The 12,616-nt window shown below is 33.0% G+C and carries 8 protein-coding genes and 1 tRNA gene; 3 read left to right on the top strand and 6 right to left on the bottom strand.

Annotation, left to right across the window (positions count from 1 at the left end; all coding sequences use genetic code 11):
- Positions 1 to 4 precede the first annotated feature (4 nt).
- The 6 genes from IPJ53_01400 to IPJ53_01375 all read right to left on the bottom strand — a co-directional run bounded on the left by IPJ53_01400 (position 5) and on the right by IPJ53_01375 (position 6,787).
- Positions 5 to 3,139: an ATP-dependent helicase gene (locus IPJ53_01400; GenBank protein ID MBK7797744.1), complete on the bottom strand. Its 3,135-nt coding sequence runs from the start codon at positions 3,137 to 3,139 to the stop codon at positions 5 to 7.
- Between the two features lie 41 nt (positions 3,140 to 3,180).
- Positions 3,181 to 4,356 carry a hypothetical protein gene (locus IPJ53_01395; GenBank protein ID MBK7797743.1) on the bottom strand — a complete coding sequence of 392 codons (1,176 nt, stop codon included), beginning with the start codon at positions 4,354 to 4,356 and terminating at the stop codon, positions 3,181 to 3,183.
- A 164-nt stretch (positions 4,357 to 4,520) separates the two neighbouring features.
- Positions 4,521 to 4,602, bottom strand: a tRNA-Leu gene (locus IPJ53_01390).
- A gap of 561 nt (positions 4,603 to 5,163) precedes the next feature.
- Positions 5,164 to 5,508 carry a carboxymuconolactone decarboxylase family protein gene (locus IPJ53_01385; GenBank protein ID MBK7797742.1) on the bottom strand — a complete coding sequence of 115 codons (345 nt, stop codon included), beginning with the start codon at positions 5,506 to 5,508 and terminating at the stop codon, positions 5,164 to 5,166.
- Between the two features lie 15 nt (positions 5,509 to 5,523).
- Entirely contained in the window at positions 5,524 to 6,342 is an 819-nt protein-coding gene (locus tag IPJ53_01380; protein MBK7797741.1) for a 2,3,4,5-tetrahydropyridine-2,6-dicarboxylate N-succinyltransferase, read from the bottom strand.
- Between the two features lies 1 nt (position 6,343).
- On the bottom strand, positions 6,344 to 6,787 hold the full coding sequence (locus IPJ53_01375; GenBank protein ID MBK7797740.1) for a hypothetical protein: 444 nt from the start codon (positions 6,785 to 6,787) through the stop codon (positions 6,344 to 6,346).
- A 1,104-nt stretch (positions 6,788 to 7,891) separates the two neighbouring features.
- Between IPJ53_01375 and bamA the strand changes: the two genes are divergently transcribed.
- The 3 genes from bamA to IPJ53_01360 all read left to right on the top strand — a co-directional run bounded on the left by bamA (position 7,892) and on the right by IPJ53_01360 (position 12,452).
- On the top strand, positions 7,892 to 10,399 hold the full coding sequence (gene bamA, locus IPJ53_01370) for an outer membrane protein assembly factor BamA (GenBank protein MBK7797739.1): 2,508 nt from the start codon (positions 7,892 to 7,894) through the stop codon (positions 10,397 to 10,399).
- Positions 10,400 to 10,584: 185 nt separating this feature from the next.
- Positions 10,585 to 11,130, top strand: a complete 546-nt coding sequence (locus IPJ53_01365; GenBank protein ID MBK7797738.1) for an RNA polymerase sigma factor — start codon at positions 10,585 to 10,587, stop codon at positions 11,128 to 11,130.
- 344 nt (positions 11,131 to 11,474) lie between these two features.
- Positions 11,475 to 12,452, top strand: coding sequence for a hypothetical protein (locus IPJ53_01360; protein MBK7797737.1), 978 nt, complete (start codon positions 11,475 to 11,477; stop codon positions 12,450 to 12,452).
- Positions 12,453 to 12,616 lie beyond the last annotated feature (164 nt).

Raw genomic sequence — 12,616 nt, 5'->3', positions numbered from 1 at the left:
AGATTCAATCTTGTTCAGATTCATCATTGAGGGGTAGGTCTCCATTTGAATAGAATTTGCACCAAACACAATTGGGTTTTTCACAACCGGGGAAGAAATTTTTATTTCGGATTTTGTCATAAGTGTCAACAATTAAATTGCCTACCAACAATTTATCTTCTGGCGAAGGTGAAATTTCAGAAGATAGAAATTTTCCGGAGGCGTCAGGATTTACATAATAAATTATACCAGAACTCATTTTTCCTTTAAATTTAGGTTCTGTATCCAAGAGAATTGAATAGAATATTAATTGTCGCCAATATGGTCCACCATTTGGGTTTTTGTCTGTTGGTTTTTGTATATGATCTCTAATAACGTTTGCGTTTCCGGTCTTGTAATCAACGACTTTGATGCTTGTTGAAAAATGGTCTACCCTATCCATATTGCCAACTATTGGTACATTACGATAAGCCCGGTTTTTAAATGGGTATTCAAGTTCCATTTTAGAAATCTCCAACCAACTACTGTAGTGTTGATTTATGAAACCAAGTAATGATCTTTTTCCTTCAGCGAGATAGTTTTCAAATTCACTGGCAGAAAAATGAGATCGGTGGGTAACCATTGCTTTGTCAAAATGATTTAAAAGAAGATCTATGTCCGGTCCGTTTGGATCCAGAGGTTGTTTCGTTAAAAACTTTTCAAGAGCTTTATGAATGGCATTTCCAAAACCCATTGGCGCTGAACGAGCTCCAGGAATCCGTAAAACTTTTTCATAATAAAATTTCAGGGGACATTCCAAATAGGTATTTAAAGCTGTTGACGCCAATTCAAATCGGTTCAAAAATATTTTGAAATAACTTTCATCAATTTGTACAAAAGGTTTATTGAAGTATGAAATTTTCTGTTCTATCCCACTAATAAATTCATTTTTTTCTATAGACTTACCAACTTTTACTATTCCATTAAAAGCCAAGATCTCCGCAATATACAGACAGGGCTCTAAAGTTTTTTCAGACAAAGCCTTAACTGGATATGAAATCTGAATAAAATTTTTAGCACGCGTAATCCCTACATAAAAAAGTCTTCTGTCGTCTTCATTTTCTAATCTATTAATTCTTTGGAAGGGATCCACTAATCTAAAACCAGAATCACCTTTAGGTCTCCAAATATTTTTGGTATTATTTACCATAAAGACATATTCAAACTCCAACCCTTTGGCACTATGAAGCGTGCTTAAATAAACACCCTCTTCAGACCCCGTGAATAGATTTACCGGAATAGATAAATTATGATGAGCAATTCTATCAATTAGTTTAAGAAATTGCTCAAGATCAATTTCAGGTTTTTTAACTGATTGATCTTTTAGAAAGTCAAAAAACCCGTTTATAATTTGAAGTTGGGATTCTTTTTCATTGGATCCAAGTATATAAGGTAGAATTTTAAGAGAGTATAGAATTTTCTCGATGAGTACTTGTAAACTTAAGGAATTTTTTTCCTTTAAGAGCATCTCTAAATTTTTTGAAAAATCCATTAATTTATCAGGGGAATCAACTCCGCAATCAGATAATCGAACAGGATCTGATATTAAAATTCTTAAAGAAGATTTGTTTAAAAATTCAGTAGGTGTCAGTTTATTTTCTGAATCTTTTTCAAAATTGTTTAGATGCCATGAGATTTTAGCAACATCAAGGGAAGATACTGCAACAAAAGGCTGGTGAAGGATTTTAAATAGTAAATGATCCGAAGAAAAGGGTTTATTAGTTTCTTGTAGGAGGAACTGCATAATTTCCAACAAAGCTATTACTATTGGTTCATGTATGATGTTGATTTCACAACTAGCCCTGAATGGAATTCCTTTCTTTTGCAGACACTGACTGTAGATAGATATTTCCTTATTTTTCCTAACCAGGATTGCAATTTCATTATAAGAGGTCAAGTCAGAAGAAATTAGGAACTCAATTTGATTTGTCACATCAATATACTCAGAATAATTGTCTGAATACTCAACTATTTTTGGTATGATTGTAACACTTCTGTTTTGGCCAGAAGAAAGTAGTTCCTTGCTTAAATTTGGAATTTGATATATTAATCGATCAGAATTTGCTTTAATAGAATGACCAGCTAAATCAAGTATGGGCTGGGAAGATCTATAATTGTTTGTAAGAAGAATGATTTCGGGTTTATATTTATTTTTAAATGAAATCATGTTTTCCAGGTTCGCACCTTGAAAGCGATAGATTGCCTGATCATCATCTCCGACAACAAAAATATTAGGCTGATCCCAATAAGAGCATAAAAGGTTTAATAATTCATTTTGGGATCCGTTTGTATCCTGGTATTCATCTACCAAAATGTACTGATACTTTTCCTGATAAATTCCAAGGAATTCATCGTCTGAAGAAAACTTATCAATTACCCAAAGAATAAGGTCATCATAATCATAAAGATTCTTTTGATTTAATGCATTTTGGTATTTTCCAAAAAGCTTAATGGCTTCAATTGATTTTAATAGGCGTGTTTTTTCTTTTTCCAGAGCATCAGTTTTGATATCACCTTTTTGATTTTTTCCAGTTTTTCTTACATAAATGAAAATAGGATCGTCTTTTAAATTTTCTATTCTTTGTTGAACCTTTTCAATCATTTCAATTGTAGACCAATGTTCTCTTTTAATATCTGAAAAAAGTTTTTTGAGATTCTTAATTGTTTGAGCAAAATTTTCTTTATAAGAAAATAGTTTGTTGTCTGAAGGAAGTGAGGTTAACAATTCTTCCAAACATTCAATAATGTCTAGATCATCGGCAACACTGTGATCGCCATATAACTGAAAAGACTCAGGGTTATCGCTGATGATACGATGACAAAATGCATGGAAGGTAAAGATTCCCACTTCATACGCCAGAGGACCAATTAACGAAGTCAGTCTTTGACGCATTGCAGTAACGCCAGCTTCAGTATAGGTAAGGCAAAGTATGTTCCGAGCCTCAGCTAAATTTTTCAACAGAATTGTACCAATTCTATAAGACAGAATTTGAGTTTTTCCAGTTCCGGGGCCAGCAATTACCATTATAGGGCCTTCAGTAGTTTCAACAGCTAGTTTTTGAGCAATGTTGAGTTTTTTAAACCCTTCATCGAAGCTAGAAGTTGTATATACTTTTTCCATTTACATAGTGTTTTTCTAGGTCAATTATCAAATTCAATTTATCATCGTTCTCGTTCGTAGATATAATCCTTAACTAATAGTTTTAACTTTTCGCTTGCATCTAAAAGCATAGATTCGTTTGAAGGAAAGGTCTGGCTATATGATTTTATTTTCTTTCGGGAATCATCACTTAAATGATCTCTATCGCCTCTAATAAGTTTTCCATATTTATTCTCAAAAATTACCTCTACAGTAAGAGGGCGGGAAAACTCTACATTTTTACTAGGTTGATGAATCCATTCTAATCTACCGTTCAAAATTGCAGATTTAAATTGTACAACTTCTTCCAAAGTTGAAGAATATTTTTTGGAAGTTTTAATTTTTATTTCTTTTCCAAGAGAGTCAAAAACCGGTCTTCCTTTTCTGTCTTTTAAAGCTTCTTCTACTTCTTCCTCGAATACATCCTCATAAATTCTAGACTTTTCTTTTTCCGGACTAAATTCTAGATTAGTAAGGTTCAATATTATGTGATAATCATAGTCGGTAGAAGGGTTTTCTTTCATATCGAAATGTTTCCAGTTTTTATTGAGGTCATCTACGGCTATACTAAGTAAATCTCTTTCCATTTGAGCTGGCATTACTGTCAAAGTATTGTTGGTAATTTTAACCAGAAAATTTTTAGTGCCAAGCTCCAAAGCCAACTTTTTAAGTTGGTTTACATCTTTATAGTTACTGTATAGTTGTGATATTTTATTAAGTAGGGCATACGCTTCAACGGCAGCTTGTTTGTCTTTATTTATTTTGCTTTCATCTAATAGATTTTGAGAAGATTTATAAAAATATTCTGCCGTATTCGCCTTAGATTCTTTTTTTCTTTCGGAAGTGTTAATAAAAGTAAATCCAGCTCTATATCCATCTTCAGAGATTAGAGGTAGGAGGCCTTCAATCATTTTCTGTCTATTTTCAATTCTTGTATGGATTAAATAAATTTTTTCCCACTTATTTTCATCATCATCCATAAGATATTCCGCTTCAGAAGCTAAATCCCTAGCCTGGGCTTTTTTAAAAGCAAATTCTAGATTTACAACATTTTCACGGCTTTTCTTCTTTTTGCCGGTAAGTTTTGAGGTAAGTCTGGTTATGGCATCATCATAGTTGCCACTTTCTATAATTTTATTTATATTGGTGCAAGAAGCCAGAAATAAAGTAAGAACAAGAATTCTGATAGAACTTTTCATAAGAGCTGGTATTTTCATTTATTTGGTACCGTGAAAATAGTATGTAAAAAGTATATTAGACCTTTTTAAGTATGATAAGCAAAAGGTTTTATTTCAAGCTGATTCTAAATGCAAGTAAAGAACCTGATTAGTCAGAACAGACTAGGGTGTTAAATATTAAAATGTACCCGGAACAGGACTTGAACCTGCAAGCCTCGCGGCATACGCCCCTCAAACGTACGTGTCTACCAATTCCACCACCCGGGTATGAAGGCCTGCAAAGATACGAAGGCAGGTCAAAAGATACAAGGAAATTGCACAAACTAACATAGAGTCTTGAGAAGCAGACCTTTTAACATAAAAGCTTTGTTATTATATAAGCTGCTTATTATCAATTAGATATAATTATTTTTTTAATGTGTATAGGCAAGATCCATACACATCAAATTATTATATATAAAATTTTTTTAAATATTTTAGTTCAAATATTTGATTTTCTTAAATATGTATTATAATTTTACAGCAAATCCCGGAGGCAGTGTCTCTAAAAGTTATTGACACCCCTATAAGTAATTATAAAGTTGATGTTTAATGATTGGGTTTTGGTTGATGCCAAAAGTCAATTTAAAGATAGAATTCAAAGTGCTTTTGCATTTTTGATAAAGAACGTAGTTTTCTTATTTTGAGACCTTAGTCGAAAGAGCCTGAATTTGCGCCGTGCAAATTTGGGCTTTTTTATTATTAGAAATTTACAAGTTGGCTAATTGGTCGACACAATAGGTTAAATTCGCATAGCGACGAAATTCTATTTTATCAAACTTGACTTAACTATTTTGAAGAAATTAACTCTTCCCAATATTCTGCCGCACGTCGTGTATGAGGAATACAAATTGAACCACCAACCATATTTGCAATTGCAAAGACTTCGTAGATTTCTTCAGTAGTAACTTCTAGTTCGTAACATTTGCCAAGATGATATTTAATACAATCATCACATCTCAAAACCATGGACGCAACTAAACCTAACAATTCTTTTGTTTTGACTGTAAGGGAACCCTCCTGGTACATTTGATGATCAAGAGAAAAAAATCTCTTTAAAGGTAGGTTATCATGGGACAGAAGTACATCGTTCATTTTACTTCTGTAGTCATTAAATTCCGATTGAAGCGACATGTTGAGTGATATTAATTATTGACCAATTCCATAATCTCTTAGGGCATCATTAAGAGAAACTTTTTTATCTGTGGTTTCTTTTCTTTTTCCTATAATCAAAGCGCAAGGAATTTGAAATGTTCCCGCTGGGTATTCTTTTGGATACGAACCAGGAATTACAACTGAACGGGCAGGAACCCTTCCTTTATAATGAACAGGTTCTTGACCTGACACGTCAATAATATGAGTTGAAGCAGTAATTACAACATTTGCGCCTAAAACAGCTTCTTTTTCTATTACCGCACCTTCTACAATAATGCATCTTGAACCTATAAAACAATCATCTTCAATTATGTTAGGCTGTGCTTGTGGAGGTTCTAAAACACCGCCAATTCCAACACCACCAGCAATATGTACATTTCTGCCAATTTGGGCACATGATCCAATTGTTGCCCATGTGTCAATCATGGATCCAGAACCAACATAAGCACCAATATTTACATAGGAAGGCATTAAAATTGCTCCACGTTCTATAAAGCTTCCATAACGAGCAATGGCATGAGGAACAGCCCTCACCCCGAGTTGTTCATAATTAGTTTTCGTTGGAATTTTGTCAAAGAAACTGAGATCACCAGCATTAATAACTTTATTCTCTGAAATGGGAAAATAAAGTAAAATTGCTTTTTTGATCCATTCATTAACTTTCCAAATACCAGGAGAGAGTTGTTCTGCTACCCTTATTGCTCCAGTATCTAAGAGTCTTATCACTTCCTGGATGGCAGATACATTTTGAGATTCCTTTAAAAGGTCACGATTGTCCCAGGTTTTGAGAATGATTTCTTCTAAGTTGTTCATACTAAAAAGTATATGAAATTGCCAACAAGATAGATATAAAACCAATAATAAAGCCCAAATAAACTTCCTTTAAATTATGCACACCAAGTAGAATTCTAGAACTTGCAACCCATCCACTAAGCAAAACTAAAAGCCCAATGAAATAATTCAGATGAAATTCTGAAATTTTCATGTTTGAAAATCTAAAATAATATACTCCATCCTGGCAAAAATATATTCTGATTGTCAACCAAAAACAGAGCATACTTCCAAAGGCCAAAGAATGCAAACTTAATTTTATCCAATTGTTGATTACAAATGCCAGGATAATGGAGATTATGCTACCTAAAATGAAGGCTATGAATATTTTTGGTATGTTATCATCGTTTTTTAAGTTGATGTACATCCAAAGGTAAAAAATAAGACAAATTATCAGTGGAATGATCCGATCATATTTATCAGTCATTTCAAACGATTTGATCAATCCTACGAACTTTAAAAGAGCCACCGCAATTAATGGAATGATACATGTATATATTAATATAAGAACAATCAAAAGTCCAGAATGGCTAAAATGGTTAACTCCAAACCAATGAGGCTTAAGACAGAGTAACAAAAAGAAGGTATAGACAAAACTGAAAAGGGGGTGAAAAAGATAAGCGCTAATTAATGATAGTTGTCTCAAAGCAAATTTTTACAAAAATAACTGATCTTAAGATTATGAACAAGTTTAATTGTCACACAAGACATTTTTCTTAGGTTTGTTTATCTGGATCGAGAATATGATTTTTATGTGCAGGATTTTCAATAATTTTAATCTCTGACTTCTATTTAAAATCATTCATCAAGTTCATTAATTTTTGAGGTGTATTATAACAATGAAAAGTTTTAATTTTCGCACAGACAAGTGCAATTGGAGGAAAAATGTAATACCTTCAAAATTATTAAAAATAGAGACTCATAATTATTGCAATTCATAATTTAAGAAAGTTAGTCTGAAGTTAATATTTTTCAAATATTTAATATTGGAATTATCTACTTCATAATTCAAATCGAAAATATAGCAACGGAAAACCTTACTTACAATATGTTTGGCCCCCCTCATTTGTAGAAATTTTTTCTATACAAAACCAAAAATCTTAGCTCGCATTAATTAGTTCTTCACTTTCACATGCGATGACAATTATAATTCAATTATTCAAATGAGTAAATGTCAAATCTAATGCAAGTTTGAAATGTTAACAATTTTGGTTTTTATTGGAAGTAGATTTGTCATCAAAAACCGATTTGAGAGTAATTTAGTTATGTTTTTTGGCTAAATTCTCAATACTCTCGAAATTTTTTGCCGTATTATAGTTTAGGGATATTAAAAATTATTCAAATTTGGAAAATTTTATTTGTCAACCTGAGGAAAATTTTATTTATCTAAAATGGGATAATTTTCCTTCAATGACCTAATTCCTGGTTAAAATTCGCAACAAAAGACGCATTACATGCTCTTTATTAATAACTTCGCATGTGCAATGAGACAGGGCTCTTAATCGTTATGATTTTTTAGTATTTTTTATTTATGAAATATTATATTTTTCTTTTATTCAACTTTTTACTTTGTTTAGTCCAAGCTCAAGAGAAGACCTATGTGGATTATGATAAAAAATCATATGAAATAAGCTCTATAAACGTAAAAGGGAACCAGTATAGTGATGCCAACGCAATTATTGGAATCTCAGGGCTAAGGGTAGGTCAAAAAATCACCGTACCCGGACCAGAAATTCCCCAAGCGGTAAAATCAATTTATAAGCAAAGGCTATTTTCAGCTGTTGATATAATGTTTTCTAATGTAGTGGGTGATGTCGTAGTGCTTGAAATCCAGGTTACTGAAAAACCAAGATATTCTAAACATTCCTTCAAAGGGGTAAAAAAAGGAGCCCACGAAGAGTTAAATGAATTGGTAAACAGCCAATTGTTAAAGAACAGTATTATTACAGAAGACGTTAAAGAGAACATTGTTTACAGAATAAAAGACCATTATCTTCAAAAGGGCTATCTTGATTGTCGAGTCAAAATTTTTGAATTTAAGGAAGAAAAAAAGGAAAACTCTGCCAGACTTGTTATAGATATTGATAAGGGAAGAAGAGTAAAAATCCACAACATAACTTTTAAAGGAAATGAGCATATAAGTTCGACTAAGCTCAGAAAGCAGTTAAAAGAAACAAAGCGGCTATGGCAAGTTTTTTCAAAATCGAAATATATTGAAGATGATTTTACGGAGGATAAGTTAAAATTAATTGGTTATTATAATTCTAAAGGATTCCGGGATGCAGAGATTACCAAGGACTCAATATGGAGAACTAAGAGGGGTAATCTTAAAATTAGCATTCAAATTGAAGAAGGCAAAAAGTATTATTTCAGGAATATTACAGTTAAGGGAAACAGTCTGTATCCAGAAGATCAAATCAAGAATGTCCTTTCCATTCAAAAGGGCGATGTTTATGATCAGGACCTTTTATCAAAGAGGCTGAGTTTTAGCCAAGATGGAAGAGATGTGAGTAGTTTATATATGGATGAAGGTTATTTATTTTTTAAGGCTGAGCCTATTGAAATGAATATTTACCAGGATTCAGTTGACATTGAAATAAGAATAATTGAAGGGCCTCAAGCTACCATAGACCGCGTTACAATTAAAGGTAATGACCGAACAAATGAACATGTAGTAAGGAGGGAAATCAGGACCAGACCGGGCCAAAAGTTTAGCAGATCAGATATTATCAGGTCACAAAGAGCTATAATGGCGCTGGGTTTCTTCAATCCTGAAACCATGGGAATTAATACACCGGTCAATCCAAGAAGGGGAACTGTGGACATCGAGTATTCCGTAGAGGAAAGGCCTTCTGATCAATTGGAATTATCAGCCGGTTGGAGTGCGTTTGGATTAATTGGTACACTTGGGGTGGTTTTTAATAATTTCTCTACCAGAAATATTTTTAAAAAGTCAGCTTGGAGTCCATTGCCGCAGGGAGATGGGCAAAAGCTTTCCTTGAGAGCTCAGAGCAATGGTAAATTCTTTCAGTCATACAATTTTTCATTCACAGAACCTTGGTTGGGGGGTAAAAAGCCAAATTCTTTTACATTAGGTGGGGTTTTTACGCAGGTAGATAACACCTCGGTCGGCCAAGGTAAATTCACTAATCTTAGATTTTCTGCTGCATTGGGTTCACAATTGAGGTGGCCAGACGACAATTTTATCAGGACCAGCGCTATAAACCTTGAGCGTATATCCTTGGTGGATAATCCATTATTTATTGTAGACGGAGTGGCCATACGGGATGGAAATTTTTATAATTTCTCCTTCAAGCATACAATTGCCAGAAGTACAGTTTCTGAACCGTTGTTTCCTCGCTCCGGTTCACGTTTAAGTTTATCAGCTCAGCTGACACTTCCATATTCCTTGTTTAAAAAAGATTATAATCCGGCAGATTCACCTACAGAAAAATACAAATGGGTTGAATATCATAAATGGAGATTTGATGGCGAATGGTATTTTAACCTGGTCAGTAAATTAGTTTTCTCTTTCAATGCCAAAATGGGCATGTTAGGCTATTATAATAAGAAGTTGGGCGCTCCTCCATTTGAGCGGGTTTCATTGGGTGGAAATGGATTAAATAACCAGAATTTTGCTATTCTAGGAAGAGATATAATTGCCATGAGAGGTTATGAGCCTGAAGATATTGCAGCTCGAAATACAGATGAATATTATAACACGGTAGATAAGGGTTTTGCGACAATTTTTAACAAATTCACCGCAGAACTAAGATATCCTCTTTCACTCAATCCAAGTGCAACAATCTATGCCACAACGTTTTATCAAGCAGGAAACTCTTGGTATTCTTTTAAAGAATACAATCCATTCGATCTGAGAAGATCAGCGGGGGTAGGAGTAAGAGTCTTTTTACCGATGTTTGGTTTACTAGGGTTTGATTATGGATTTGGTTTTGACAAACCTTGGTTAGTTGAGCAAAACGCCTCTTTAAAGAGTTATGCTAGATTTAATCTAATTCTTGGATTTGAACCGGATTAATTGATCCAAAAGATTAACATTAGCAATTTCTTAAGCGGCTTGCTTTCTGGAACATAGTATATCAACAATAACCGTTGAAAAAATGGTCGATTTAGGATAACTAGTTTTCTATTAATTTTGATTTAAATTGAATTTGTCCTTTTCTAAGGCAACAAATTATAGTTTCAGGCGGTCAAGTCTAATGGATGGATAATAAACTTCTGGCAAGTAAATGTCTGAAAGGCGATCAAAAAGCCTGCAAGGAGCTTTACGACAGTTATGCTCCAAGCATGATGGCCGTTTGTCAAAGGTATTGCAAGAGTCAGGAACAAGCAGAAGATTGTTTACAAGATGGTTTTATTAAAGTTTTTGTGCACCTGGAAAGTTGGAATGCAAGCGGAGATTTGGGAGCGTGGATTCGGAGGATAATAGTAAACACGTGTCTCTCAAGCCTTAAGAATGCAAAAGCTCAATGGGTAAATTTTGAAGATGAAGTCGTGATGGCAGTATCAGTGGAGTGTGATGCAGTATCAAGATTGAGCTATCAAGAATTAGAAGAACTTCTGTTAAATATGCCAATAGGATACAGAACTGTTTTTAATCTTCACGTTATTGAAGGATATGGGTATGATGAAATTGCAACCATGCTTCAAATAACAGAGTCAACTTGCAGGTCACAAATGCACAAAGCAAAGAATTGTCTGGCAAAAAAAATAACCGAATTACAACCTGAAGTAAAATATGCAGTATGACAAACAATTGGATGGATATTGTAAGAAAAAAATTATATTTTCAAGAAAAAAAAGTTCCTGATCATATTTGGATAACTGTGCAGAAAAATTTGCCACAGAAGAGGAAAAGAAACAAATTTTACTTTTCAATTTTTTATTCCGGTATATTTTTAATCAGCACTTTTAGTTTATTATGGTTTATTCAAAATGTGAATCCATCCAATCTTGATAATAGCTACACCCAGAAAGGAAATGTAAAAATAACTAATAGGGGTAATCATCCAATTTTGAAGCAATTACAATCTTCACCTGACGACGTAAGACTATCAAATGAATTACAATCGTCCAGTATAAATAGTAATTTAGTGAATGGAATAAAAAATGTAACATTTAATGATAAAAGATATAAAAAGGAAAAAAATATTAGCCAAAACAATAACGCCAATCAAAACAAAAATTTAAAAATTGCAAACTCAATTAAAAGAGAAATATTTGAACCCAATTTTGAGGCACCAAACAATATTCAGATTTTGAAAGCTGAATTATTTAATATGAATTTCTTACCCCAAAAATTAGGAAAAATAATTATAGATTCTAAGGAAAAATTTATGATTGGTATTCACACAGAATGCTACAATTTTAATAAGAACCAGGGTAGAGGGTTTGCAATAGAATTATATGCGGGACCTGGATATAATCCATATTTGTTGACGGCCAAAACAACAGAAAGCCAAGATTATAGGAAAAGTCGAATAAACTCAGAAAGCTCAATGGTTTCAGGTATAATTGGGATAAGAGGTATTTATACTTTTTCAAAAATTGCACTAAGAGCTGGTTTAGAATATCAGCATATTCATGAAAAGTTTAAGTATAGAAATACAAACGACTATAAGGTAATAGAAGTGTATACAGATAGTCAGTTAGTAAGAAAAGATACGATATATGGTGCCAGGTACTTAAGTATAAATAATTATCATAGGATGTTGCATATTCCTATTTCATTGGCTTATGAATTCAATAAAGGAAATATTGGATATTCTATCCAACCCGGAGTAGGACTCAATATATGGTCAAGTCACAAAGGAATAATATTCGATAACTTACTTAGACCAAAATCTGTTCACTCAGCTGGTGCATCCGGTGGTGAGGTTTTCAAAACCAAGGTTGGGATTTTTGCATTTATGAATTTTCAGGTATCCAAAAGAATTAGTCCAAACATTAAAATGTTCGTTGAACCTGGCATCATGTATTTTATAAGTACATTTAACAATATAGATTATATATTAAATCAAAAATATATTTCGTATCATGTTAAACTGGGATTAAATTATACAATAAGGTAGTTGAGTAGGCAACAAATGGGCAAGGCTTACTGTCAACTATGTAAAGACAAATAAAATGAAAAGTTTAAAATATTATTTAAGATTGAGTTTAATATTGTTTGGATTCTTTTTTTCTCTTTCATCTTGTCGCGATATAGATGAGTTTATTCAAAATGAAAAAAGCA

It is taken from the genome of Candidatus Vicinibacter affinis (assembly GCA_016714365.1).
Taxonomy (GTDB): Bacteria; Bacteroidota; Bacteroidia; order Chitinophagales; family Saprospiraceae; genus Vicinibacter; species Vicinibacter affinis.
The sequence above is the reverse complement of the archived record's forward strand: the minus strand, read 5'-3'. Positions and strand labels throughout refer to the sequence as shown.

Coding starts and splice junctions, on each gene's coding strand:
- IPJ53_01400 (MBK7797744.1), bottom strand. CDS start 3,139: ATGGAAAAAGTATATACAACTTCTAGCTTCGATGAAGGGTTTAAAAAA.
- IPJ53_01395 (MBK7797743.1), bottom strand. CDS start 4,356: ATGAAAAGTTCTATCAGAATTCTTGTTCTTACTTTATTTCTGGCTTCT.
- IPJ53_01385 (MBK7797742.1), bottom strand. CDS start 5,508: ATGTCGCTTCAATCGGAATTTAATGACTACAGAAGTAAAATGAACGAT.
- IPJ53_01380 (MBK7797741.1), bottom strand. CDS start 6,342: ATGAACAACTTAGAAGAAATCATTCTCAAAACCTGGGACAATCGTGAC.
- IPJ53_01375 (MBK7797740.1), bottom strand. CDS start 6,787: ATGACTGATAAATATGATCGGATCATTCCACTGATAATTTGTCTTATT.
- bamA (MBK7797739.1), top strand. CDS start 7,892: ATGAAATATTATATTTTTCTTTTATTCAACTTTTTACTTTGTTTAGTC.
- IPJ53_01365 (MBK7797738.1), top strand. CDS start 10,585: ATGGATAATAAACTTCTGGCAAGTAAATGTCTGAAAGGCGATCAAAAA.